20 protein-coding genes and 1 tRNA gene are annotated in these 24,331 nt (G+C 71.5%); 14 read left to right on the top strand and 7 right to left on the bottom strand.

Annotated features, from left to right (window positions below; translation table 11 throughout):
- Positions 1 to 93: 93 nt before the first annotated feature.
- On the bottom strand, positions 94 to 1,635 hold the full coding sequence (locus ASG45_RS09530; protein WP_055836318.1) for a S1C family serine protease: 1,542 nt from the start codon (positions 1,633 to 1,635) through the stop codon (positions 94 to 96).
- Positions 1,636 to 1,911: 276 nt separating this feature from the next.
- Between ASG45_RS09530 and ASG45_RS09525 the strand changes: the two genes are divergently transcribed.
- Positions 1,912 to 3,117: an aminotransferase class I/II-fold pyridoxal phosphate-dependent enzyme gene (locus ASG45_RS09525; RefSeq protein WP_055836316.1), complete on the top strand. Its 1,206-nt coding sequence runs from the start codon at positions 1,912 to 1,914 to the stop codon at positions 3,115 to 3,117.
- Positions 3,118 to 3,160: 43 nt separating this feature from the next.
- On the opposite strand, the gene ASG45_RS09520 is transcribed toward ASG45_RS09525, so the two are convergent.
- On the bottom strand, positions 3,161 to 3,967 hold the full coding sequence (locus ASG45_RS09520; protein WP_055836313.1) for a carbon-nitrogen hydrolase family protein: 807 nt from the start codon (positions 3,965 to 3,967) through the stop codon (positions 3,161 to 3,163).
- Positions 3,968 to 4,228: 261 nt separating this feature from the next.
- Here ASG45_RS09520 and ASG45_RS09515 point away from each other — a divergent pair.
- From ASG45_RS09515 to ASG45_RS09500, 4 genes are all read left to right on the top strand, one after another.
- Positions 4,229 to 4,302 (top strand) — tRNA-Met (locus ASG45_RS09515).
- 147 nt (positions 4,303 to 4,449) lie between these two features.
- Entirely contained in the window at positions 4,450 to 4,938 is a 489-nt protein-coding gene (locus ASG45_RS09510; protein WP_055836310.1) for a hypothetical protein, read from the top strand.
- 48 nt (positions 4,939 to 4,986) lie between these two features.
- A complete protein-coding gene (locus tag ASG45_RS09505) occupies positions 4,987 to 5,907 on the top strand; it encodes an SMP-30/gluconolactonase/LRE family protein (protein WP_055836307.1) in 921 nt (306 codons plus the stop codon).
- On the top strand, positions 5,904 to 6,563 hold the full coding sequence (locus tag ASG45_RS09500; protein WP_055836304.1) for a formylglycine-generating enzyme family protein: 660 nt from the start codon (positions 5,904 to 5,906) through the stop codon (positions 6,561 to 6,563). Before ASG45_RS09505 ends, ASG45_RS09500 begins: the two co-directional genes overlap by 4 nt.
- Here ASG45_RS09500 and ASG45_RS09495 read toward each other — a convergent pair.
- On the bottom strand, positions 6,547 to 6,978 hold the full coding sequence (locus tag ASG45_RS09495) for a MarR family winged helix-turn-helix transcriptional regulator (RefSeq protein WP_327037388.1): 432 nt from the start codon (positions 6,976 to 6,978) through the stop codon (positions 6,547 to 6,549). The two genes, ASG45_RS09500 and ASG45_RS09495, sit on opposite strands and share 17 nt — an antisense overlap.
- Before the next feature lie 109 nt (positions 6,979 to 7,087).
- On the opposite strand from ASG45_RS09495, the gene idi reads away from it, so the two are divergent.
- Genes idi through ASG45_RS09460 form a run of 7 tightly spaced genes read left to right on the top strand, consistent with a single transcriptional unit; the run spans position 7,088 to position 12,726 of the window.
- Positions 7,088 to 7,639, top strand: a complete 552-nt coding sequence (gene idi, locus ASG45_RS09490; protein ID WP_055836301.1) for an isopentenyl-diphosphate Delta-isomerase — start codon at positions 7,088 to 7,090, stop codon at positions 7,637 to 7,639.
- Positions 7,636 to 8,703, top strand: coding sequence for a polyprenyl synthetase family protein (locus ASG45_RS09485; protein WP_055836298.1), 1,068 nt, complete (start codon positions 7,636 to 7,638; stop codon positions 8,701 to 8,703). The genes idi and ASG45_RS09485 overlap by 4 nt, the downstream gene beginning before the upstream one ends.
- Positions 8,700 to 9,569, top strand: coding sequence for a phytoene/squalene synthase family protein (locus ASG45_RS09480; RefSeq protein ID WP_055836296.1), 870 nt, complete (start codon positions 8,700 to 8,702; stop codon positions 9,567 to 9,569). Before ASG45_RS09485 ends, ASG45_RS09480 begins: the two co-directional genes overlap by 4 nt.
- Positions 9,566 to 11,122, top strand: a complete 1,557-nt coding sequence (gene crtI / locus ASG45_RS09475; protein ID WP_055836293.1) for a phytoene desaturase family protein — start codon at positions 9,566 to 9,568, stop codon at positions 11,120 to 11,122. Before ASG45_RS09480 ends, crtI begins: the two co-directional genes overlap by 4 nt.
- Before the next feature lies 1 nt (position 11,123).
- Positions 11,124 to 11,492, top strand: coding sequence for a lycopene cyclase domain-containing protein (locus tag ASG45_RS09470; RefSeq protein ID WP_055836290.1), 369 nt, complete (start codon positions 11,124 to 11,126; stop codon positions 11,490 to 11,492).
- Positions 11,489 to 11,836, top strand: coding sequence for a lycopene cyclase domain-containing protein (locus tag ASG45_RS09465; RefSeq protein WP_055836287.1), 348 nt, complete (start codon positions 11,489 to 11,491; stop codon positions 11,834 to 11,836). The genes ASG45_RS09470 and ASG45_RS09465 overlap by 4 nt, the downstream gene beginning before the upstream one ends.
- Complete coding sequence (locus ASG45_RS09460) at positions 11,833 to 12,726, top strand: prenyltransferase (protein WP_055836285.1); 894 nt, start codon at positions 11,833 to 11,835, stop codon at positions 12,724 to 12,726. Before ASG45_RS09465 ends, ASG45_RS09460 begins: the two co-directional genes overlap by 4 nt.
- An 839-nt stretch (positions 12,727 to 13,565) precedes the next feature.
- Here ASG45_RS09460 and ASG45_RS09455 read toward each other — a convergent pair.
- Together ASG45_RS09455 and ASG45_RS09450 are read right to left on the bottom strand one after the other, a co-directional pair.
- On the bottom strand, positions 13,566 to 16,523 hold the full coding sequence (locus tag ASG45_RS09455; RefSeq protein WP_082516551.1) for a UPF0182 family membrane protein: 2,958 nt from the start codon (positions 16,521 to 16,523) through the stop codon (positions 13,566 to 13,568).
- Between the two features lie 43 nt (positions 16,524 to 16,566).
- A complete protein-coding gene (locus ASG45_RS09450; protein WP_055836282.1) occupies positions 16,567 to 17,694 on the bottom strand; it encodes a YlbL family protein in 1,128 nt (375 codons plus the stop codon).
- A gap of 186 nt (positions 17,695 to 17,880) precedes the next feature.
- On the opposite strand from ASG45_RS09450, the gene ASG45_RS09445 reads away from it, so the two are divergent.
- Positions 17,881 to 19,302: a zinc-dependent metalloprotease gene (locus tag ASG45_RS09445; RefSeq protein WP_235561611.1), complete on the top strand. Its 1,422-nt coding sequence runs from the start codon at positions 17,881 to 17,883 to the stop codon at positions 19,300 to 19,302.
- Positions 19,303 to 20,091: 789 nt separating this feature from the next.
- Here ASG45_RS09445 and ASG45_RS09440 read toward each other — a convergent pair.
- Both ASG45_RS09440 and nudC read right to left on the bottom strand, forming a co-directional pair.
- Positions 20,092 to 21,843: an ATP-dependent helicase gene (locus tag ASG45_RS09440; protein WP_055836276.1), complete on the bottom strand. Its 1,752-nt coding sequence runs from the start codon at positions 21,841 to 21,843 to the stop codon at positions 20,092 to 20,094.
- The gene (gene nudC, locus ASG45_RS09435; RefSeq protein ID WP_082516550.1) at positions 21,840 to 22,766 is read right to left on the bottom strand and encodes an NAD(+) diphosphatase; all 927 of its coding nucleotides are present in this window, start codon (positions 22,764 to 22,766) and stop codon (positions 21,840 to 21,842) included. The genes ASG45_RS09440 and nudC overlap by 4 nt, the downstream gene beginning before the upstream one ends.
- Before the next feature lie 63 nt (positions 22,767 to 22,829).
- Between nudC and ASG45_RS09430 the strand changes: the two genes are divergently transcribed.
- Complete coding sequence (locus ASG45_RS09430) at positions 22,830 to 24,314, top strand: phosphotransferase (protein ID WP_055836272.1); 1,485 nt, start codon at positions 22,830 to 22,832, stop codon at positions 24,312 to 24,314.
- The last annotated feature ends 17 nt before the right edge of the window (positions 24,315 to 24,331 follow it).

Below are 24,331 nucleotides of genomic sequence, written 5' to 3'. Positions count from 1 at the left end.
GCTTATCGCGGGGTGGCGTCCGTCACCTGGAGAGGAGGACCCGCTCCGGTCGTCCGGCGGCGGGCGGCGGGTCGGCGACGACCCGATCCGAGGTCAGTTCTGCATCGTGCCGAGGGTGACCTCGACGGTCTTCTCCTGACCGTTGCGGTTGTACGTCACCTCGGCCTGGGCGCCCGCGGCGAGCGCGCGCACCTGGGCGGTGAGGTCGATCGAGTTGGTGACGGGCACGCCGTCGAACGCCGTGATGACGTCGCCCTTCGTGAGGCCCGCGGCCTGGGCCGCACCGCCGCTGGTGGCCTCGGCCACGTACGCGCCGGTCGTGGTCGCTCCCTGGATCGACGCGGCATCCTGGACCGAGGCGCCCAAGAGGCCGTGGGTGGCGGAGCCGTTGTCGATGATCTCCTGCGAGATGCGCTTGGCGATGTCGGAGGGGATCGAGAAGCCGACGCCGATGTTGCCCGACTGCGCACCCGACGACGAGCCGCCCGCGCTGGCGATGGCGACGTTGATGCCGATCAGCTTGCCCTCGTTGTCGACGAGTGCTCCGCCGGAGTTGCCCGGGTTGATGGCGGCGTCGGTCTGGATGACGGCGATCTTGATGGTCTGGGTCGCCTGCTGCGACTGCTGGCCCTGGCCGAAGTCGAAGCGGAACGGGCTCTCGCCTCCGGGCTCGGAGCCCTGGTCCTGCTCGGATCCGTCCTTCGGCGCGGCGGACGACGCGACCTGGATCGACCGGTTGAGCGCGCTGACGATTCCGGTGGTGACCGTGTTGGGCAGGCCCAGCGGGGCGCCGATGGCGGTGGTGGCGTCGCCGACGTTGAGCTTCGACGAGTCGGCCCACTCGATGGGCGTGAGGTTCGTCGCGTTCTCGAGCTTGATGACGGCCAGGTCGTACGTGGGGTCGGTGCCGACCACCGTGGCGGCGTACACGTGACCGTCGGAGGTGGTGACCGAGATCTTGGCGTCGCCGGTGGCCCCGTCGAGGGTGACGACGTGCGTGTTGGTGAGCACGTAGCCGTCGTCGCTCAGGATGACGCCCGAGCCGGTGCCGCCCGACGAGGTGCCGGTGGCGCTGATGGTGACGACGCTGGGGACGACCTTGGATGCCACGGCCGCGGTCTCGTTGACGTCGTCGCGGTCGTTCACGGTGACGGCCGTGGGGCCGGCGACGGTGGAGCTGTCGGATCCGCCCCACATGCTGAGGCCCGCGTAGGTGCCCCCGAGACCGGCGGCGCCGCCGACGAGGGCGGCCGCCACCACGAGGGCGGCGATGCGCGGCACGGAGCTCTTCTTGCGCGGCGTGGCGTGCGCGGCGTTCTCGGGCAGCACGAGGGTGGGGTGCGCGCCCGACGCGGCGGGGCCGAAGGCCTGACCGGTGGGCGAGGTGGCGCCCGAGGGGGCCGAGGCGTAGCCGGGGGTGGGCTGCGGCGCGGTCGGCTGCGGCGCGGCGCTGCCCGCGACGGGCGGCGGCCAGGCGGCGGCGGCCGCGGCGGGCGAGCGCGTCGGCTTCGGCGGCACGTTCGCCGCCTCGGCCCGCGGGGCCTCGGGCTGCGAGGGCGTGGGCGCGGCGGCGTCGCCCGCGGGGGTGGTGCTGTCGTCGTGACCGTCAGGACGGTTGTTCGTGGTGTCGCTCATGGGGTGCTCCTTCTTCCAGGCGCTTCTACGATGACCGCGCATCCTGTGGTCTACCTATGACGCGCGTGAGCCCTCTCTATGGGTGTAACAGCAGTCGCCCGCGGGGCATGCCCCGGTTGCGCACGAGGGCGCGACATGCCGCCCCCTCTCCCACCGCCCGACGTCGGCGGCGCGGATGCCGTGGCTCCCGGCATCCGGGTGTCCTCGGTCGCCGGCCCCGACCGGGGCTCCGCTACGGTGAAAGCCACCCGCCCCGTTCCTTCGGAGAGCCCCACCATGCAGCAGATCCCCGGCGCCTGGCAGCGCACCGCCCGCGGAGCGGGCCTCCTCTCGCCCGACGGCAGCGCCGTTCCCACGATCTTCGCCGAGATGAGCGCGCTCGCCGCCTCCACCGGTGCGCTCAACCTCGGACAGGGCTTCCCCGACGAAGACGGGCCCGAGCCCGTGCTCGAAGCGGCTCGCCGCGCCATCGCCGACGGGGTGAACCAGTACGCCCCCGGGCGGGGGTTCCCCGACCTGCTGGCCGCGATCGCGGAGCACCAGCGGCGCTTCTATGGCATCGAGCTGGATCCGACGCGCGAGGTTCTCGTCACCGTCGGGGCCACCGAGGCGCTCGCCGCCACCCTGCTGGCTCTCGTCGACGGCCCCGACGACGAGGTCGTCGTGTTCGAGCCCTACTACGACTCGTATGCGGCGTGCGTCGCCCTCTCGGGTGCACGCCTCGTGCCGGTGCCGCTGCGCTGGCCCGACTTCCAGCCCGACCTCGCGCAGTTGGCGTCCGCCGTCACCGACCGCACGCGCGTGATCCTCGTCAACGATCCGCACAACCCCACCGGCACGGTCTTCTCGCGCGAGGTGCTCGACGAGATCGTGCGTCTCGCGCACCTGCACGACGCGATCATCGTCACCGACGAGGTGTACGAGCACCTCGTGTTCGACGCACCCCACGTACCGCTGGCGACCCTTCCCGGCGCCGCTGAGCGCACGCTGTCGATCTCGTCGGCCGGCAAGACGTTCTCGCTGACGGGGTGGAAGACGGGGTGGGTCACCGGTCCCGCCGCCCTCGTGTCGGCCGTGCTCGCGGTGAAGCAGTTCCTCACCTACGTCGGGGCGTCGCCCTTCCAGCCCGCGATCGCGGTGGGTCTGCGCCTCCCCGACGCGTTCTTCGCCTCGGTGGCGGCGGAGATGGCCGCCAAGGCCGCCCTGCTCGGCACGGGCCTGCGCGCCGCGGGGTTCGACGTGTCGACGCCGGGGGGTTCGTACTTCACGGTGGTGGATGCCGCCCCGCTCGGCGCCGTCGACGCCGACGCGTTCTGCCGTGAGCTCCCCGCTCGCGCGGGCGTCGTCGGCATCCCCCTCACCGCCTTCGTGTCGCCGCCGCATCGCGGACAGTACGCCACCCTGGTGCGCTTCGCCGCCTGCAAGCGCGTCGAGGTCCTCACCGACGCGGCTGAGCGGCTCGCGGGGATGTCGCGCGGCTGACCGGTCGGGCGGTCGCCCAGGCGCAGCACGCCTGCGACGCCCGTCAGCGCGGCGTCACGCGGAATCGTCGCAGCGCGAGGGCCGGATTCACCCGGCGCACCCGGGCGATGGCATCCGGGTCGATGTGCGCGACGGCGACGTCGGTCGCCGTGCCCACCTGCGCGAGGGCGACGCCCTGGGGGTCGACGATCATCGAGTGCCCCACGCCGAGGGGCGGCGGGTGGTCGGCCGCCGCGACGAAGAACGTGTTCTCGATGGCCCGTGCCTGTACGAGGGTGCGCCAGTGGTGCTCCTTGAGTGGCCCCCGCACCCATTCGGCCGGCACGAGTGCCACCTCGACACCGGCGTCGGCGAGCGTGCGCGCCACCTCGGGGAAGCGCAGGTCGTAGCAGGTCATCAGACCGAATCGCAGGCCGTGCGCCTCGAAGGTCTGCGGCGGCGAGATCTCACCCGGCTCGACCCAGTCCGACTCGCGCTGGCCGAAGGCGTCGTAGAGGTGCAGCTTGCGGTACACCGCGCGGATGCCGTCTGCACCGACCGCCACGACGGTGTTGCGCACCCGTCGGCCGTCGTCGGCCCGCTCGAGCAGCCCCGCGACGACGATCACGTCGAGCTCGGCGGCCAGGGTGGTCAGCGCCGAGACGAAGGGGCCGTCGAGGTCCTCGGCGTTCTGCGCGAGCGAGTCGTCGAAGGGGTCGACGAAGTAGCTCGAGTACTCGGGGAACACCACCACGCGCGCACCGCGCGACACCGCGGTGCGGGTGGTGGCGTCGATGTCGGCCAGGTTGCCCTCGCGGGAAGCGGCCGGCGCGAACTGCGCGACGGCGACGCCGACGGTGTCGTGGCTCATCGCGGGTTCTCCTCTCGGCGGCACCCGGTGAACGCCGGCGCCACGACCCACAGTACGAGGATCACCAGGGCGCGCACGACCCCGTCTGTGCCGCCGGCAGCACGGTTCACGACGACGTCGACCGCAACCACGCCGGTCGACGCCCGTGACACCCGAGATCCCCGAAGATGCCGCTCACCAGGACATTATTTTGCAACACGCCCGGGCCACCCCTGCGGATTTGTGCTCCGGTTCATCTCGGCGTAATGTTTTCTCTTGTGCCGCGGGGTGGAGCAGCTCGGTAGCTCGCTGGGCTCATAACCCAGAGGTCGTAGGTTCAAATCCTGCCCCCGCAACAAGAAGAAGGCCCCGGATCGTCAGATCCGGGGCCTTCTGCCTTTCTCGGCGACGCTTCCCGCCCGCTGCCATTCGCACACCGCGACATCCGCGCGCGCGCCGTCAACCCGGCCCTTCCCTCGCGACCTCGTTGCTTGACTCGGGGCATGCGCACCACGACCACCACCCCGCTCGACGACGACGGCCGCGATGAGAGCAGCCCGCCGGCACTCCCCTTCGTGCACATGTGGACGGGACTCGACGGCCGGAGCCGCCTCGACGAGTCGATGCTGCGCGGCTTCGGACTGCAGAGCGTCGGGGGCGGCGCCGACCCCCAGTGGATGCGCCCCTTCCCCGGCGAGGTGTCGGCGGTGCTCTTCGCGGCGCTCCCGGTCGGATGGGTCGGTCAGTGGCATCCCTCTCCCCATCCGCAGTGGGTGATCCCGCTCCGCGGTCGGTGGTTCCTCGAGACGCAGGACGGCTCCCGCGTCGAGATGGGACCCGGCGACCTGCACTTCGGGCAGGACACCGAGACCACCGAGGTCGACGGCAGCACCGGACACCTCTCGGGCACGGTCGGCGACGAGCCGTGCCTGCAGGTGCTCATCCAGTTCGCCGCCTCGCCCGGTGCTCCCACGCCGCACCCGTTCGGCTGAGCCGTCAACCCGGCCTCGCGATGCCGGGGCACCAGGTTGACTGGGGGCATGCTCCGCTTCTCCCTCGACGGCCAGGTCCTGCAGAACCCGCGGGAGCCGCAGCCCGTCGACGTCGCTCCCCCGCGCGTGTGGGACGACCGCCTCGCGTCGGTGTTGCCCGCGTCGTCGCGCCTGCTCTCGCTCTACGCCGACGCGACGTGGGCCGAGGGACCGGTGTGGCGGCCCGCCGAGCAGTCGCTCGTCTTCAGCGACGTGATCGGTCGCCGCACGCTCGCGTGGCGCGAAGACGGGGCCATCGTGACCGTGCGTGATCGCTCGGAATTCGCCAACGGCAATGCCCTCGACGCCCAGGGGCGCCTCGTACAGGCCGAGCACGGCCGTCGCGCGATCAGCCGCACCGACGCCGAGGGCACGACGGTTCTGGCCGACGCGTTCGAGGGCCGGCCGTTGAACAGCCCGAACGATCTCGTCGTGGCCTCCGACGGGGCGATCTGGTTCACCGATCCCACCTACGGCATCTCCGACCCCCGCGAGGGGTACCCCGCGGATCCGGCGATCGACCACCAGAGCGTGTACCGCTGGCGAGAGGGCGAGGCCCTGCAGCGCATGATCGACCTCGACCAGCCCAACGGCCTCGCCTTCAGCCGCGACGAGCGCACCCTTTACGTCGCCGAGTCACGCGCCGACGGTCTCCCCCGCGTCGTCGCGTGCAGCTGGGACGGCGAGACGCTCGGCGCCCCGCGCACCTTCGCGACGGTGGATGCCGGCATCCCCGACGGTTTCGTCGTCGACAGCCGAGACTGGCTCTGGATCTCGAGCGAGGCGGGCGTCGTGATCGTCGACGACACCGGTCGGCGCCTCGGCGTCATCCCCACTCCTCACGTGGTGAGCAACTGCACCTTCGACGCCGACGAGAAGCGCCTGTTCATCACGGGCGACAGCGACCTGTGGATGGTGGAGCTCGCGTGAGCGACGTCGAGATGACCCGCATCCCCGCGGGCACCGTTCTGCGGGGCGACCAGCGGGGAGCCGAGCGGCGTGAGATCACCGTCGCGGACTTCGAGATCGGCGTGTACCCGATCACCGAGGAACAGCTCGCCGAGCATCTCGGGGTGTCCGCGCGGCATCCCCGGCGCCCTGCCGTCGAGGTGAGCTGGTTCCGCGCGATCCGCCTCTGCAACGCGCTGAGCGAGTGGGAGGGACTCGACCCGGTCTACTCGTTCGACGGAGAGGTCGTCGACTGGGATGCCGAGGGCGACGGGTTCCGCCTCCCCACCGAAGACGAGTGGGAGTACGCGTGCCGCGCCGGGGCGACCGGATCGACCTACGGCCATATCCGCGAGATCGGATGGACGGCCGCCGATCGCCTGGGCTCCCCCGTCGATGTGGGCCTGCGTCTGCCCAACCTGCACGGCCTGTTCGACACGCTGGGAAACGTGTCGGAGTGGTGTTGGGACCGCTTCGACCCCGAGGGCGCGAGCGAGACACGGACGTTCCGCGGCGGTGGCTGGGCCGACAGCGCCGCACAGGTGCGCGCGGCCACCCGTCGCGCCGGTCGTCCCCGCGACGCCTACGACGACGTCGGCGTGCGCGTGGCGCGCGGCGCCCTCAGCCGTCGGTCGTGATGGCCTCGGTGAGCGAACCCAGGAAGTCGTTGATCGTGGAGAGCTGGGCGTCGTCGTACCGCGCGGCGACCTCTCCCATCGCGCTCAGATGAGCACCGAAGTGCTGGAAGAACTCCCGCCGCGACTTCTCGGTCAGCACGACCACACGCGCGCGACCGTCGGACGGGTGCGGCCGGCGCTCCAGGTGGCCGGACGCGACGAGGCGGTCGATGAGCTTCGTGGTCGACGCGGTCGAGATGCGCAGGTGCGTCGCGACGTCGTGCGGACTCACGCTCTGCCCCCGGTATTCGCGGATGGTCAGCATGCGCAGCGTCGCGAGATCGCTCGCGTTCATGTCCATGTCGCCCTTCATGCCGCTGTGCATGCGGTCAAGGGCGTCACTGAGGGTCTGAACCGCACGTAATGTGTCGGTCACAGCGGGTCGCGTACCAGACGCCGAAGCGGGTTTCCTCACGGTGGACACCCCCTTTCCGGCTGGGTATAGTCGCTGACATCGCTAGCTAAACTAGCAAACAGGAGGCACGATGAGCGAGACCGAGTATGTCGTCCTTCTCGATGACTTCGGCAACGAAATCGGCACCGCGCCCAAGGCGAGCGTGCACGACACCGATACCGCATTGCACCTGGCCTTCTCGTGCCACGTCGTCAACGCCGCCGGTGAGGTGCTCGTCACCCGCCGGGCTCTGCACAAGAAGACGTGGCCGGGCGTGTGGACGAACTCCTTCTGCGGGCACCCGGGACCGGCCGAGCCCGTGGCCTCGGCGGTGCACCGCCGCGCGGAGTTCGAGGTCGGCCTCCCGCTGCGCGACCTCGAGGTGGCGCTGCCGCTCTTCCGCTACCGCGCCGTCGACGCCAGCGGGATCGTCGAGCACGAGATCTGCCCCGTCTACATCGCGCGCACCGACGCCGAGCCCCAGCCGAACCCCGACGAGGTCGCCGAGTACCGCTGGGTCGACCCCCTCGAGCTCGCCGCGTCGCTCGAGGCGACTCCCTGGGCGTTCAGCCCCTGGCTCGTCCTCCAGGCCCAGCAACTTCACCTCTTCGACTCCTCTCCCGCCGTGCGGCGCGCCTCATGATCGCGCTGTCGACGACTCCCGTCGCCCGTGAGGGCATCGACGCCGCGATCGAAGCGGCACTGGCCCGCCTCGACAGCCGCGTGGCCGATCTCGGAGACGGCGCCCGGGCGCTGGCATCCGCGATCCGTCGCGCCGCCGAGGGCGGAAAGCGCTTCCGCCCCCTGCTCGTCGTCGCCGCCTTCGACACGCTCGACGGCCCCGACATCGCGCGCCCCGCCCTGTTCGAGGTCGCCGCGGCCTTCGAGCTGCTGCACACGGCGTTCGTCGTGCACGACGACGTCATCGACCACGACACCGAGCGCCGCGGCGTCCCCAACGTCGGCGGCGAGTTCCGCCAGCGCGGACTGCGTCGGGGGGCAAATGCCGTGGGCGCAGCCCTGCTCGGAGACGCCGCCGCGATCCTCGCCGGCGACCTGCTGCTGCACGAGGCCGGACGCCTGGTCGCCCTCGCCGAGATCCCCGCGCCGATCCGCGCCGAACTGTTGCGCCTGATCGACGACGCCGTGCTCATCTCGGCGGCCGGCGAGCTGTCCGACGTCGAGAACGCCGTGTCGGGCGGTGAGGTCGACGCGGAGTCCATCCTGCGCACCACCCACGACAAGACCGCCGTGTACTCCTTCTCGGCCCCCCTCGAGGCGGGCGCCGTCATGGCGGGCGCCGACGCGCCGCTCCGACACGCGCTGTCGCGCTTCGGTCAGCGTCTGGGCCTGGGCTACCAGCTCGTCGACGACCTCATCGGTGCGTTCGGCACCTCTGCTGACGCGGGCAAGGACGAGGGCGGCGACCTCCGCGAGGCGAAGAAGACCCACCTCATCTCCCTGGCCCGCGAGAGCGAGAACTGGCCCGTCGTCAGCGAGGCCCTGGCGCACGCCCACACCGGCCCGGTGGCGGTGCGCGCCGCGCAGGTGGCGCTGTCGGCATCCGGTGCCCGCGCGCGACTCGAGGATCTCGTGCGCGAGACGCTCGACGAGGCTCGAGGCATCGCCGCCGCCTCCACGCTGCCGCCCGCGTGCCAGTCCATGCTGCTGAACCTCGTCGACGCCGTGCAGGGGCGCATGCCGTGAGCTCCGTCCCCACGGGTCTGGCGCTGTACTCCCAGACCGCCGACGACGCGGCCGCCGCCGTCATCAACCGGTACTCGACGTCGTTCGGCATCGCCGCCCGGCTGCTGGGCGCGCGACCCCGCCCGCACGTGCGCAACATCTACGCCCTGGTGCGCGTCGCCGACGAGATCGTCGATGGTCCCGCTCACGACGCCGGCCTCACGCCCGAGCGGGAGCGCGCCGTTCTCGACGGTCTCGAGACCGAGGTGATGGATGCCATCGCCACCGGCTTCAGCGCCAACCTCGTCGTGCACGCGTTCGCCCGGACCGCACGGGAATGCGGCATCGGAGCCGATCTCATCGCCCCGTTCTTCGCATCCATGCGCACCGACCTCGACACCGCCGCCCACGACGACCTGTCGCACGACGCCTACGTCTACGGCTCCGCCGAGGTCGTCGGACTGATGTGCCTGCAGGTGTTCCTCAACGCCGGCATGTCGGCGCCCGCCCGGCCCGCGGCCGACCTCGTCGACGGCGCGCGACGCCTCGGCGCCGCCTTCCAAGACGTCAACTTCCTGCGCGACCTCGCCGACGACGCCGACCGACTCGGGCGCGACTACCTCGACGGCGCGGCCGACGACGAGCGCCGCATCGCCGTGCTCGATCGCATCGACGCCGACCTGGCGGCGGCCGCCGCCGTCATCCCCACCCTCCCGCCCGACTGCCGCGCGGCGGTGACCACGGCGCACGACCTGTTCGCCGAGCTGTCGCGTCGACTGCGCGCGTCTCCCGCCGGCGCCCCCCGCGTCCGCGTCCCCGACGGTGTCAAAGCCACCCTCGCCGCCCGCGCCCTCCTCGGGCGTCCCCCGAAAGGTTCACGCTCATGAGCGCCCAGCGCATCGTCGTCGTCGGAGGCGGGATCGCCGGACTCGGCACCGCCGCCCTGTTGGCCGACCGGGGTCACCACGTCCAGCTCTTCGAAGCCCGAGACGCCCTCGGCGGCCGAGCGGGGTCGTGGGAGAGCGACGGCTTCCGCTTCGACACGGGCCCCAGCTGGTACCTCATGCCCGAGGTGTTCGACCACTTCTTCCGCCTGCTCGGCACGAGCGCGGCGGAGCAGCTCGATCTCGTGCGTCTCGACCCGGCGTACCGCGTCTACGGCCCTCCCGGAAAGGGCGAGCCCATCGACATCGTCTCGGGACGCGAAGCGGTGCGCGCCCTGTTCGAAGAGCACGAGCCGGGCTCCGGCGACAACATCGACGCCTACCTGGACTCCGCCAAGGACGCCTACGAGCTGTCGACCTCGAAGTTCCTGTACGACCCGTATTCGTCGACGAAGGGCCTGCGCGACCCCGCGCTGGTCAAGCGTCTGCCCACGCTCATCCCGCTGCTCACCCGCACGCTGTGGAAGCGCGTGACGACGGACTTCAAGAACACGCGAATGCAGCAGATCCTCGCCTACCCGGCGGTGTTCCTCGGCGGTTCCCCGTTCGAGGTGCCGAGCCTGTACCACCTCATGAGCCACCTCGACCTCGGCGACGGCGTGCTCTACCCCCGGGGCGGCATGACCGAGATCATCACGGCCATCGAGCGGCTCGCGCGTGAGCGCGGCGTGCAGATCGAGACCTCGTCGCCGGTGGATGCGATCATCACCGAGTCGGGTGTCGCGCGCGGCGTGCGTCTGGCCGACGGCCGCGTCATCTCGGCGGATGCCGTGGTGTCGGGCGCCGACCTCCACCACACCGAGAACGACCTGCTCGAAGAGAAGGACCGTCAGTACCCCGAGAAGTGGTGGAAGGACAAGGTGCCCAGCCCCGGCGCCCTGCTGCTGCTGCTCGGGGTGAAGGGCGAGCTTCCGCAGCTCACCCACCACACCCTGCTGTTCACCGACGACTGGCACACCAACTTCGACGCGATCTTCGGCGAGAACAAGAAGATCCCCGACCCCGCCTCGATCTACATCTGCCGCCCCAGCGCCTCCGACGACTCCGTGGCACCCGAGGGACACGAGAACCTCTTCGTGCTCGTCCCCGTGCCCGCCGACCCCGTGAGCGGACGCGGAGGCGTCTCGGGAGCCGGCGACGAGCGGATCGAGAAGGCCGCGGACCGTGTCATCGCGCAGATCGCCGAGTGGACCGGCATCCCGGATCTTGCCGAGCGCGTGGTCGTGCGCCGCACGATCGCCCCCGAGGACTTCGCGAACGACCTGCACGCGTGGCACGGCAACTCGCTCGGACTCGCGCACACGCTGAACCAGAGCGCGATCTTCCGACCGAAGAACCGTTCCCGCAAGGTGCGCAACCTGTACTACGCGGGCACCTCGGTGCTTCCGGGGATCGGCCTGCCGATGTGCCTGATCTCGGCGGAGCTCGTGGTCAAGCGCCTGACGGGCGACACCTCCGCCGGTCCCCTCGCAGAGCCCGTGCACACGGCGGTCTGAGGTGCCGGGGATCTACCTGGGCGCGATCCTCTTCTCATTTGCCGGCATGATCGCGATCGATCTGAAGTTCGGTCTGGCCCTGCGCGTCGCCCCGGTGCGCACCAGTGCCGCGGTATTGCTGTCGACGGCGTTCTTCCTCGTCTGGGACGTCGTCGGCATCGTCACCGGAGTGTTCGTCAAGGGCGAGAGCCCGCTGTTCGTCGGGGTCATGGTCGCCCCTCACCTGCCCCTCGAGGAAGTCTTCTTCCTGCTGTTCCTCAGCTACCTGTCGATCGTGATGTTCGCGGTGTTCGAGCGGCGCGCGGCGCGGCGACGGGGGCTCGGCGTCTCGGCGCGGCACCCCGCGGGGGCGCCCGGGGAGCGGACGTGACGTACCCGCTGATCGTGTTGCCGTTCGTGATCGTCACGGTCCTCGTGACGCTCGCCACACTCCGGCGTCCGCGTTTCGCCGAGCGCATGGTCTCGTCGGGGCTCACCGCCCTTGTCCTGGCGGGTCTCACCCTCGTGTTCGACAACCTCATGATCGCCGTCGACCTGTTCTCATACCCCGAGGAGCACCTGAGCGGGCTGCGTCTCGGCCTCGCCCCGATCGAGGACTTCGCGTACCCGCTGTGCGCCGCGTTCCTCGTGCCCGCGGTGTACACCCTGCTTTCGTCGCGGTCTCCGTCGCCGCAGCCCTCACCCTCGCGTTCGTCGCGGAAGGACCCCGCATGACCACCCCCGCCGCCCTCACCCCCGCGCGCGTGCTGCGCGAGCTGTTCGTGTCCTCACGGCCGGTGAGCTGGATCAACACCGCCTTCCCCTTCGCCGCGGCGTACCTGCTCACGACCCGGCAGATCGACGCCCCGCTCATCGTCGGCGCGATCTTCTTCCTCGTGCCGTACAACCTCGCGATGTACGGGGTGAACGACGTCTTCGACTACGAGTCCGACCTGCGCAACCCGCGCAAGGGCGGCACCCACGGCGCCGTGCTCGACAAGCGCATGCACCGCATCACCCTGTGGGCCTCGGCGCTGTCGTGCGTGCCGTTCGTGGTGTACCTCGTCGCCATCGGATCGCCGCTGTCGTGGCTCGTTCTGGCCATCAGCCTGTTCTTCGTCGTGTTCTACTCCGCCCCTCCCCTGCGGCTGAAGGAGCGCCCGTTCGCCGACTCGATGACGAGCAGCATCCACTTCTTCTCCCCCGCCGTGTACGGCCTCGTACTCGCCGGGGCGACGTGGACCTGGCAGCTCGTCGCCGTGCTGGTCGCCTTCGCGTTGTGGGGCATCGCGTCGCACGCCTTCGGCGCCGTGCAGGACGTCGAAGCCGACCGCGCCGCCGACATCTCGTCGATCGCCACGGCGCGCGGCGCCCGCTGGACCGTGCGCTTCGCCCTCGTCGCCTACGCCCTGGCCGGAGTCGCCATGCTGCTCACCGCGTGGCCGGGGCCGCTGGCCGCCGTGCTCGTCATCCCGTACCTCGTCGTCTGCTGGCCGTATCGCAACGTCACCGACGCCGAGAGCGACCGCGCCACCGCCGGATGGAACCGCTTCCTCTGGCTCAACCAGATCGCCGGCTTCGGCACGACGATGCTCCTGATCTGGTGGTGGTTCCTGAGCGCCTGACGCGTCGCGGGCGCCGCGCTCGGCCCGCGCGTCCGTCCGCGCGCGCGAACGGGTGCGGGGGTGGCGGCATCCCCACCGTTGAGTGTCCGAGACACGCCGTTGCGGCGCGGGGCAATGCGGCGTGTCGTGGACACTCGGCGGGGTGGGCGGGGGCGGTGAGCGCGACGCGGGGAGCGGTCAGCGTGGCGTCGGGGTCGGCAGGGCGGCTGTCACCGCGCACGAACGGGCGCGGGATGCCAGCACCCCACCGTTGAGTGTCCGAGACACGCCGTTGCGGGCCGGGGTGATGCGGCGTGTCTCGGACACTCGACGGGGTGGGCAGCGCGGCGCGGTGAGCGTGGCGTCGCGGTCGGCAGCGCGCACGAACGGGCGCGGGATGCCGGCACCCCACCGTCGAGTGTCCGAGACACGCCGTTGCGGGCCGGGGCGACGCGGCGTGTCGTGGACACTCGACGGGGTGGGCAGCGCGGGGCGCGCGGCGCGGGGAGCGCGGCGTCGCGGTCGGCAGCGCGACCGTCACCGCGCACGGGCGGGCGCGGGATGCCGGCACCCCACCGTTGAGTGTCCGAGACACGCCGTCGCGGGCCGAGGTAACGCGGCGTGTCGTGGACACTCAACAGGGTGGGCGCCGCGGTGAGCGCGGCACGGTGAGCGCGGCGTCGCGGCCGTCACCGCACATGGACGGGCCCGGGATGCCAGCACCCCACCGTCGAGTGTCCAAGACGCGCCGTCCCGGCCCGGGGCGACACGGCGTGTCGTGGACACTCAACGGGGATCCGCGGCGGCAACGACGACGCCGGCGCCCCGCGTGAGCGGAGCGCCGGCGTCGGTGAGCGGAATCAGCCCGCGGGAGTGGCCTCGGGGGTCGGGGTCGCCGACGGGTCGAGCGACACCGTGCCGCCCTGGCCTTCGCTCTCGAGGTCGAGCAGGCGCTGGACGGCCGCGGTGAGGCGGGCGTCCTGCGTCGCGAAGGCCGCGAGGTCTCCGCTCGTCAACGCCGACTGACGCGCTTCGAGGGCGCTGCGTGCCTCGGCCAACGCGGCCGCGTAGTCGCCGGCCGGGACCGTCGGGGTGGTGCCCCCGGTGTTCCCGGTGCCGTCGCCCTGGTCGGTCGGGGTGACCGTCTCGTCGCCGGTGTTGGCTCCGGAGTCGCCGCCGAACAGGGTGTCGAGCGCTTCGCTCAGGGTGTTCTCGAACGCGATCTTGTTACCGAACGCCACGAGGACTCGCCGCAGCTGCGGGAGCTTGGTGTCGCCCGACGACTGCACGAACACCGGCTGCACGTAGAGCAGACCGCCGCCGACCGGGAGGGTCAGCAGGTTGCCGTTGAGCACCTGCGACTGTCCCTGTTTCAGGATGTTGATCTGCGACGACACGTTGGTGTCGGAGTCGAACGTGTTCTGCACCTGTCCGGGTCCGGGCACCGTGGTCGACGAATCGATCACCAGCATGCGCAATCGGCCGTAGTCCTCGCGCTTCGTCCCCTTCTGATCGCCCGCGTTCGAGTCGACGGCGAGGTAGCCCGTCAACACGTTTCGAGCCTGCCCGCCCTGCGAGGCAGGGATGAAGCTCGTGAACATCGAGTACGACGGGTCGTCCTGGCTCGGCATCTTCATCGTCAGGTAGTACGGCGGCTGGAAGGCGGCCGGGTCCTGCGGGTCGTTCGGCGTCGTCCACCGGTTGTCCTGCTGGAAGAAGGAGCGCGCGTCGTCGACGTGGTAGACGCCGAGCATCGAGCGCTGCACCTTCATGAGGTCGGTGGGATACCGCACGTGGCTCATGAGATCGGCGGACATGTCGGTCCACGGCTTGATCGTCGTGGGGTAGATGTTCTGCCACGCCTTGAGCAGCGGGTCTTCGTCGTCCCAGGCGTAGAGGCTCACGGAACCGTCGTAGGCGTCGACCGTGGCCTTCACCGAGTTGCGGATGTAGTTGATGTCATCCAGCGCGTAGGTGGGGGCCGGGTTGTTCGAGTCCGCGATGGCCTGCGACAGCGACACGCCCGACGAGTACGGGTAGTTCGCGCTCGTGGTGTAGCCGTCGATGACCCACTTGATGCGTCCGTCGACGACCGTGGGGTACGGGTCGCTGTCGAGGGTCAGGTAGGGCGCGAGCTTTTGCACGCGCTCCTTCGGGTTGCGGTCGTACAGGATCTGCGACTCGGAGTTGACGTAGTCCGAGAACAGGATCTGCTCGGACTGGAACTTCAGCGCGTAGATGAGCCGGTTGAACACGTTGCCGACGCTCGGTCCGCCGTCGCCGGCGAAGGTCGTGCGGGTCTCGCTGCCCCCGTCGGCACCCAGCGGGTAGTCGAGCTCGATCTGCTCGCCGCCCTCTTCTCCGCCCACGATCGAGTACGCCGGCGACTGCTCGCCGAAGTACACGCGCGGCTCGTACTTGAGGTCGGTGAGGAAACCGGTGCCGGGGATGGCCTGCTCGAGGAAGACCGGGTCGCCGTCGGCGGTGCGCTCGTTGCCCGCTGCCGCCACCATGCCGTAGCCGTGGGTGTAGACGAGGGTCGTGTTCTGCCACGATGCGGCATCGCCCAGCTGACCGATGTTCAGCTCGCGCAGCGACACGACGGTGTCCTGCGTCTGGCCGTCGATCGTGTACCGGTCGACGTCGAGCGGGGTGTTGAACTGGTAGTACGCGCGGTACTGCTCGAGCTGACGCACGGTGGGGCCGATGATCGCGGGGTCCATGATGCGCAGCTGCGCGGTGGACTCGGCGTCGTTGCGCAGCTGACCGGCCTGGGCCTGCGTCTCGGCCTGGAAGTCTTCTTTCTCGACACCGTCGATGCCGTACGCGGCCTTCGTCCCGTCGAGGTTGCGTTGGTAGTACTGGCTCTCGAGGGCGAGCTCGTTCGGGCGCACCTGGAAGGTGTTCACCGCCCACGGGATCGCGGCACCGACGACGATCGCCGAGACGACCAGCAGCGCGGTGGCGATGAGCGGGTAGCGCCAGCGGCCGATGAAAGCCGTGACGAAGAACGCCGCCGCGACGATGACCGCCGCGATCGCCAGGATCGTCTGTCCGGGGATGACGGCGTTGGCACCGACGTAGCCCGGTCCGGTGATGCGCTCCGACGGCTCGACGAGCGTGCGGAAGCGGTCGAGCCAGAGGCTCGCACCCTGCAGCAACAGGTAGACACCGGCGAGGATCGCGAGCTGGATGCGCGCGGCCTTCGAGATGCGCAGTTCGCGCTGACCGACCCGCACCGAGCCGTAGAGGTACGACACCACGGCGGTGAGCAGCAGGCTGACGAGCACGACGGCCGAGGCGAAGCCGAGCGCGGCCGCGTAGAACGGCATCCCGAACAGGTAGAAGCCGGTGTCGAGGCCGAACTGGGGATCGGTGACCGAGGTGGCGACCCCGTTGAACCACAGCCAGGTGGTCTCCCACTGGGCGGATGCCGCGAAGCCTGCGAAGAAGCCGAAGAAGATCGGGATGCCCCACATCGCCAGGCGGCGCAGCGGCTCGACGACCTCCTGGTAGCGGTCGAGCTGCGAGCTCAGACGCGCGTAGACGGGGCGGAGTCGGTAAGCGAGCTGGATGACGCCCCACACAGGCACCGCCATCGCGAGGAAGCCCACGACGAACATCACGGTGCGCCCGATCCACTGGGTGGTCAGCACCTCCGTGAAGCCGAGCTGGGCGAACCACAGCCAATCGGAGTACAGGTTCGCGAAGACGAAGAAGGCGACGAGGAGAGCTGCGATCACCGCCAGGGTGATCGAGATGATCCGTCGTGAGCGGTTCGGGGGCGTGGCCTGGTTCGGCGCTGAGGTCGTGGTCACTCCCCCATCCTAGGCGCGCCCTTCTCGGGGTACGCCGTGAATGCTACGATCCCGAACCACACGTCGGGAGGGCGTCGAGATCGCCTCCGTCGCGGATCGTCTGGAGCACCGTGAGCGACTCCTGGAGCGTCGAGGTCGAGAACACCCGGATGCCGTCGGGCACGTGGCCGACGACCTCGTTGCAGTTCGCCGCGGGTGCGAGGAACCAGGTGGCCCCGGCATCCCGTGCTCCGTAGAGCTTCTGTCGGATGCCGCCGATGGGGCCCACGTTGCCGTCGGCGTCGATCGTGCCGGTGCCGGCGATGTGCTGTCCGCCCGTGAGGTCGCCCGGGGACATCTTGTCGATGATGCCGAGGGCGAACATCATGCCGGCGCTCGGGCCGCCCACGTCGTTCAGCTGGATCTTGACGTCGACGGGGAGGTCGAACGAGAGCATGAGGCCGACGCCCAGCAGGTACTGCTGCTGACCGTTGACGTCGGTCTGGCGCGGGGTGATCTCGACCGTCCCGGCTGCGCCGTCGCGCTCGTAGCCGATCGTCACCGGCGCACCGGCGGCTGCCTGCACCGCCGCGCGCACGGCGTCGACGTTCGGCGCCGCGACGCCGTCGACCGTGGTGAGGACGTCGTTCTGCTGCAGCAGGCCGGCCGCCGCACCCGAGTCATCGACCGTCGCGACGGCGATCTGCTGCGGCACGTCGTAGCCCAGCGCCCGCAGCGCCGCGGCCGAGGACTCGACCTGCGAGTCGGTCATGAGGGCGGCGTTCTCGGTGTTGCGCTGCTCGGTCGTCTGCCCGGCGGGGAAGATGCGGTCGATCGGCACCACGGCGCGCGAGCGGTCGAACCAGGCCAGCGCGAGCTCGATCCACGACGGTGTGCGCTCGCGGTTGCCGCTGACCTGCACGGTGAGCAGGTCGAGCTGACCGGTGGAGGTGTCGTCGTCCTCGTCGGGCACGCTGATCAGCGGCACCTCCTCGCCCTCGGCGTTGGTCGAGGTGCCGAGGGTGTCGAACACGGGTCCGGGCTGCTGGATGACGTACGCCGACGGCAGGAAGGTCATCACGAACAGCAGGATCACGGCGATCGCGAGCGACCACAGGCCCGCGACGGTGCTGCGCCGCCACCGCTGCGGCGATGCGGGCACGACGGAGGCGTTGTCGTCGAACAGGGTCACGGTCTCAATCCTTTGCCGGGTCGTTCGCGCGCGGCGTAAGCGGCGAGGAGCCGTGCCGGGGGAAGCGGGGAAGCGTGCGACTAGCGTAGGTCGTGATCCCGATGACCCGGCTGAAAGGCGGCTGAAGTGGCAGACGACGACCGAGGCGCCGACGACCGGAGCCCCGAAGAAGAGTTCCAGGAACTCATGCGTCGCCTCATGTCGGGCGACACCAGCGGCATCGACCCCGAGCAGCTGTCGCGCCTGTCGGGCATGCAGATCGATCCGGCCATGCTGCAGCAGGTGATGAACCAACTGCAGGGCGCTTTCGCCGGCACGCAGGAGGGCGTCGACTGGAGCCTCGCCGAACGCCAGGCCCTGCACATCGCCAACCAGGACGGCCTCGGCGTGTCGACGGGCCAGCGCACCGACATCGACCAGGCGTTCACGCTCGCCGGTCTCTGGCTCGGCGAGGCGACGACGATCTCGGACCTTCCGCGTCCCCCGCGCGTGGTCACCCGCGGCGCCTGGGTGAGCGCGACCCTGCCCCTCTGGCAGGAGCTCGCCGAACCCGTCGCGACCAGCATCGCCGACGCGCTGACCGAGGCCCTCGGCCAGCAGGCACCCGACGACATGCAAGAGATGATCGCGGGCGCCGGGCGGCTCATGCGCACGGTCGGCGGTTCGCTCTTCGCCACCCAGCTCGGGCACGTCGTCGGTCGCCTGTCGACCGAGGTCGTCGGCGGCGGCGATGTCGGCATCCCGGTCATGCCCGAGGGCGACGCGGCGATCCTGCCGCAGAACTTCGCGGACTTCGGTCGCGATCTCGAGATCCCCGACGACCAGCTCGCGCTGTACCTCGCCACGCGCGAGCTCGCGCACGCCCGCCTCTTCCGGCACGCCCGGTGGCTGCGGCTGCACGTCATCGCGCAGGTGCGCGACTTCGCCCACGGCATCCGCGTCGACACCGACGCCCTCGAAGACCTCGCCTCGCGCTTCGATCCGTCGCAGCCCGAAGAGCTGCGCGGCGCGCTCGAGAGCGGCGCGCTGCTGCCGGCGCGCTCCGAGGAGCAGACAGCGGCGTTGACGCGTCTCGAGAACCTCCTGGCGACGATCGAGGGCTGGGTCGACGTCGTCACCGAAGACGCCACCTCGCGCCTCCCGTCGGCCGCGCGCATCGCCGAGGCCGTGCGTCGACGCCGTGCCGTGGGCGGGCCCGCCGAGCAGGCGCTCGGTTCGCTCGTCGGTCTCGAGCTGCGTCCGCGTCGCATGCGCGAGGCCGCCGCGATGTGGCGCTCCGTCACTGACGCCGTGGGCGTCGCCGGACGCGACGCACTGTGGGACTACCCCGACCTCATGCCGTCGGCCGACGACATCGACGACCCCGCCGCCCTCATCGCCCGTCTGACCGCCGCATCACGGGGCGAAGCGGCTCCCTCGGATGCCATGGACGACGCTCTCGCCCAGCTCATCGCCGAAGAGACCAGTGGCGACGGCCGCGATGGCGCGACGGATGCCGATTCCTCGGCGGACGAGGCCCTCCCCGGCGACGTGCTCCCGGGCGATGTGCTCCCCGGCGACGACCGGCGCGACGACGACGGCACCCCGGGCGACCAGCGCCCCGTCTGATCGGTCGGCTCGGGTCGGCCGTCGCGCCGACCCGGGCATCGGTTCCCCGTCCCGTCCTCCCCACGCGCAATCCGGCGAGGATGGCTGGGGATAACGGCATCCGGGGTCAACCCCTGCGTCATGCTCGGGCGATGATCAGACTCGACCCCTCCGCTCCCCCGCTCTGGCGCCCCGACGGCAGCGTGCAGTTCGGCGCTCCGGCGATCGCGCGCATCCCCCGCGCCGACGCCTGGGTCGACGCCTGCGTCGCCGCCCTCGAAGAGGGCACGACGACCCCGGCCCTGCGCGCCCTGACGCGTGTGCACGGCGGAACCGATCGCGATGCCGACGCCCTGCTCGCGCAGGTCTCGCCGGCGTTGCGCCGCGCTGGGCGTCACGCGCCGTTCGTGCTCCAGGCCGGCGACGACCTGTCCGCACGGGCGGTGCAGGCGGTGCTCGCGGCGCTCCCGCCCCGCACGCGCCTGATCGCCTGGGCGGGGCGCGTGACCGAGCCCGTCCCCCGGGGGACGCGGGTCGTCGTGCTCGCGTCGCACCGTGTCGATCCCCGCCGCGCGGCGATGTACGTGCGCGACGACGTCGTGCATCTGCCGCTCGCGCTCGACGGTGCGAGCGCCACCGTCGGCCCCGTCGTCTCCCCCGGGCGCACCGCGTGCCTCGCGTGCCTCGACGCGGTGACCCGCCACCACGACGAGCAATGGCCGACGCTCGCCGCGCAGTTGCTCGCGCGGCCCAGACCCGACGTCGACGCGGCGCTGGCTGCCGAGGCCGGACGCGCGGCGCGCTCGCTACTCAGCTCGCCGATCGCCGAGACGACACGGTCGGTGCGGCTGCGCGTCGATTCGTTCCGGCGGGTCTGGCAGCTGCATCGACCGAGTGCAGACTGCCACTGCCGATCTCTCGAAGGAACCTCGACGGCGAGCGTTCCATCCGGCCGCGTCCCCGTGCCCAGCTGACCGAGAGCGTGCGCGCGGCACGGGTGACCCCGACGTAGGCGAGTCGACGTTCTTCGTCGACGGCCTCGAAGGTCTTCGCGTACGAGATCGGCAGCAGGCCCTCGCTCACCCCCACGAGGTAGACGTGATCCCATTCCAGACCCTTGGCCGCGTGCAGCGTCGCCAGCGTCACCGTGCGCGTCGTCGGCTCGTGCTGGTCACGCGCGCGCGCCTGCAGGTCGTCGGTGAACGCACGGAGGTCCATATCGTTCGGGGCCTCTTCGGCCAGGCGCAGCAGCGCCGCCCGTGCCTCCCACGCTTCGCGGAGGGCGCCCCCGGCCTCGGGGGGATCGTCGGTGAGCCCCATGCCGCGCAGAACGTCACGGACCGTCGCGTGGAAGCCCGTCTCCAGCGGCGCCACCGACGCCGCTCGCAGGGCCATGAGCGCCTGCCGCACCTCGGGGAGGTCGAAGAACTTGCGCCCGCCCAGGACGGATGCCGCCACCCCCACCGCCGACAGCGCCGACAGCAGCGCCGCCGACTGCGCGTGCGAGCGGTACAGCACGGCGATGTCGTGCGGATCGACGCCGCGCTTCATCGAATCGGCGATGGATCGGGCCACGGCCGTGGCCTCGGCTTCGTCATCGTCGAACCCGCGGACGGTGGGGACGACGGCCTCGTCGTCGCGGGCGGCGACCAGTTCGAGGGCGCCCGCGCGGCCGCGCATGAGGTCGTTCGCGACGGCCAGCACCGGCGCACTGGAGCGATAGTTGCGTTCCAGGCGCACCACGCGCGCGTCGTCGTGGGTCCGCTCGAAGTCGAGCAGGTAGCGGGCATCGGCCCCGGTGAACGAATACACCGTCTGACTGGCATCGCCGACGACGCACAGGTCGCGGCGGTCGCCCAGCCACAGCTCGAGCAGGCGGTTCTGCAGGGGCGAGACGTCCTGATACTCGTCGACGGTGAAGTGCCGGTACTGCTCGCGGACGGCGGCGGCCACCCGCGGCTCCGCCTCGATCATGCCCGCGCAGGTGAGCAGCACGTCTTCGAAGTCCATCTGACGCCGCTCGTCCTTGAGCTTCTCGTACGCCCGCTGCAACGCGACCACCTGATCGACCCCGAGTCGACCGACCCCGTCGGGGCGCTCCGCGGCGTACTGCTCGACCGAGCGCAGGGTCACTTTGCGCCACTCGATCGAGGCGGCCACATCCCGCAGGGTCGCCGTGTCGGGCGCCAGCCCCACCCCGTCGGCCGCGTGCGCGAGCATGCGCACCTTGTTGTCGATGATCGAGGGTGCCTGGTCGCCCGCGAGGGTGGGCCAGAAGAAGTTCACCTGAGCCAACGCCGCGGCGTGGAACGTCCGCGCCGAGACGCCCGTCACCCCGAGCGCCCGCAGCCGCCCCCGCATCTCGCCCGCCGCCTTCGAGGTGAAGGTGACCGCCATGACCCGCTGAGGCGAGTAGGCGCCCGTGTCGACGCCGTGCGCGATACGCCGGGTGATGACGCGGGTCTTGCCGGTCCCCGCGCCCGCGAGGACGCACACCGGTCCGCGCAGCGCGCGCGCCGCCTCCAGCTGGTGCTCGTCGAGTCCGTCGAGGGGGCCGGTCACGCGTCGCCCCGAACCCAGCCGTCGATCAGACGCCGGGCGATGGAGGCGGGTCCGGGCAGCTGCACCGATCCCTCGCCGCGCAGGGCGGCGGCGATCTCGCCGCGATCGAACCAGCGCACCTCGACGATCTCGTCGCCGTCGGGTCGGGCCTCGTCGACGTCGACGGCCCGGGCCCGGAAGCCCAGCATGAGCGACCGCGGATACGGCCAGGCCTGGGAGCCGCGATACGCGATATCGCGCAGGCGCACACCCGATTCCTCGGTGACCTCGCGCTCCACCGTCTCTTCGAGCGACTCCCCCGCCTCGCCGAAGCCCGCGAAGCACGAATACCGGTCCCCACCCCAGGCCGCGTTCGCGCCGAGCAGCACGCGGTCGTCGTTCTCGCCGCCGGTGACCAGCACGATCACCGCCGGGTCGGTGCGGGGGAAGTGCTGGCGGCCGCACGAGGGGCAGTGGCGCGACCATCCGGCCTGTCCGAGCAGGGTGCGGGCGCCGCAGGCCGGGCAGAACGGCGCATCGCGCAGCCAGCCGGCCAGAGCCACGGCCGTCGTGAGCACCTCGGCCTCGGCGGCGGGCAGATCGCCTCCCCCGCTGCGCAGCGCCATCCATGCGGCGTCCGGGATGCCGTCGAGCTCGGCGTCGTCGGCGAGCACGGCCAGGAGCGCCCCCGCACCGTCGGCCGTCCTGCCCAGGAACGCCCACTCGAGCGCGTCGACGATTTCGGGCACGCTCACCAGTCGCAGGTGAGCGTCGGCGACGGGCGCCGCATCACGTCGGACGGCCAGCACGCGCGTATCGGCCGCCTCACGGAGGGAGTCGAGCAGATCGACGCGATCCCGCTCGATCGCCGATCGGTCGAAGGCCGAGTCGATCGTATGGCCGTGCGGCGTGTGATCGTGCGGCGAAGACGCGGGAAGCGGCATCGAACACCTCTCTCAAGGGCGTGGCGCGGGCGGGTGGGCGAGGGCCCGACCTACCCTGGGGGCATGGCACGCTCGCCCCTCATTTTAGCCGCGTCGGCGACGGCGGCACTGCCGCGCACCGCCATCACCCGCGTCAGCATCCTGACCGAGAACGCCGGCGGGAGGTTCGACACCGCCCTGGCGCGTACCGACGACGGACGGGAGCTCGTCGTGCGTATGCCGGCCGGCGACGACGACGGCGCCGACCTCGCCGCCGAGGCGCGCGCGCTTCACGCGCTCACCCCTGGTGTGCGTGCCCTGCTGCCCTTCGCGGTCCCCGAGGTCGCCGGCGAGAGCGGATCCGGCGCCCAGCGCGTGCTCGTGGTCGGGCACATCGACGGCTATCGCATCGACCCCGCGCACCTGCCCAAGGGCCCGGGGTACGCACCGGCGATCGGCGCTGCCCTGGCCGCCGTGCACGCCCTGCCCGTGTCGATCGTGCGCACCGACGGCCTGCCCGTGCGCTCCGCCGATCAGACGCGCGACGACGTCCGGCGCCTCCTCGACCGCGCCGATGCCACCGGCCGGGTCAGCGACGGCCTCATGCTGCGCTGGCGCCGCGCTCTCGAGGTCGACGACCTCTGGCGGTTCGAAGCGGCGGTCGTGCTCGGCGGCGCGACGAGCTCGTCGATCCTGCTCACCGACGACGACGACGGCGTGCCGCACGTCGTCGGCCTGCTGGACTGGGCGGGATTGAGCGTGGGCGACCCCGCGGTCGACCTGCGCTGGCTCGCCTCGGCCCCGCTGGCCACCGATGACGTCTACGCCGGTTACGCCTCCGGTGCGGAGCGCTCCCCCGACCCCCTGCTGCGCGAACGCGCGCGCCTGTACGCCGAACTGGAGTTCGCGCGCTGGCTCGTGCACGGCCACGACGCGGGGGAAACCGACGTCGTCGCCGACGCCGTCGCCCTTCTCGACGCCCTCGCCGAGGGTGTGCGCGGAGACCACATCGTCCCCGACTCGCGCAGCGACATCGACGACGCCCTCGCCCTGGTCGAGAGCGTGCCCCCCATGTCGGCGCCCGGGTCGGTCGACACCTCGATGCAGACCGACGCGTACGACCCCGAGGCGCTCTCGCTCTACCTCTCGGCCGAACGCGATCGGGCCGCGGCGGCCGAGGCCCTCGCCGACGCACTCGCCGCCGACCAGGATCCGGATGCCGAGACGGGGGCCCTCTCGTTCACCCCGCCCGCCCCGAGCTCGACGGACGAGTTCTCCTCACCCGAGCCCGGCGCGACCGAGCCGATCGATCTCGACGGGTGGACCGGGACGCCCGGCACCGCGCCCGGACAGGCGCACGCGGGAGCCGACGAGCAGGCGAACGTCTCACCCGCCGCCGCACACGGCGACGGCGCGCTCCCCGGCTGGGCTCGGCACGACGAGCCGGCGCTGCGGGGCGGTGCCGTCGACACCGACCATGACGACACCGACCACGATGATGAGGAAGACGCTGCGCGCGCCAGCCGTGCGGCCCTCCGCCGCTGGGGGGTTTCGGGCGACGGGGCCTGACGCACCCGTCTCGCAGG

The organism is Microbacterium sp. Leaf436 (genome assembly GCF_001424715.1).
Classification (GTDB): domain Bacteria; phylum Actinomycetota; class Actinomycetes; order Actinomycetales; family Microbacteriaceae; genus Microbacterium.
Note: the sequence above shows the minus strand (reverse complement) of the source record. Positions and strands in the feature narration are given on the sequence as shown.

Bases quoted from the DNA above. Each gene is read 5' to 3' on its own strand.
- ASG45_RS09530 (WP_055836318.1), bottom strand. From the start codon at position 1,635: ATGAGCGACACCACGAACAACCGTCCTGACGGTCACGACGACAGCACC.
- ASG45_RS09525 (WP_055836316.1), top strand. From the start codon at position 1,912: ATGCAGCAGATCCCCGGCGCCTGGCAGCGCACCGCCCGCGGAGCGGGC.
- ASG45_RS09520 (WP_055836313.1), bottom strand. From the start codon at position 3,967: ATGAGCCACGACACCGTCGGCGTCGCCGTCGCGCAGTTCGCGCCGGCC.
- ASG45_RS09510 (WP_055836310.1), top strand. From the start codon at position 4,450: ATGCGCACCACGACCACCACCCCGCTCGACGACGACGGCCGCGATGAG.
- ASG45_RS09505 (WP_055836307.1), top strand. From the start codon at position 4,987: ATGCTCCGCTTCTCCCTCGACGGCCAGGTCCTGCAGAACCCGCGGGAG.
- idi (WP_055836301.1), top strand. From the start codon at position 7,088: ATGAGCGAGACCGAGTATGTCGTCCTTCTCGATGACTTCGGCAACGAA.
- ASG45_RS09485 (WP_055836298.1), top strand. From the start codon at position 7,636: ATGATCGCGCTGTCGACGACTCCCGTCGCCCGTGAGGGCATCGACGCC.
- crtI (WP_055836293.1), top strand. From the start codon at position 9,566: ATGAGCGCCCAGCGCATCGTCGTCGTCGGAGGCGGGATCGCCGGACTC.
- ASG45_RS09460 (WP_055836285.1), top strand. From the start codon at position 11,833: ATGACCACCCCCGCCGCCCTCACCCCCGCGCGCGTGCTGCGCGAGCTG.
- ASG45_RS09445 (WP_235561611.1), top strand. From the start codon at position 17,881: ATGCGTCGCCTCATGTCGGGCGACACCAGCGGCATCGACCCCGAGCAG.
- nudC (WP_082516550.1), bottom strand. From the start codon at position 22,766: ATGCCGCTTCCCGCGTCTTCGCCGCACGATCACACGCCGCACGGCCAT.
- ASG45_RS09430 (WP_055836272.1), top strand. From the start codon at position 22,830: ATGGCACGCTCGCCCCTCATTTTAGCCGCGTCGGCGACGGCGGCACTG.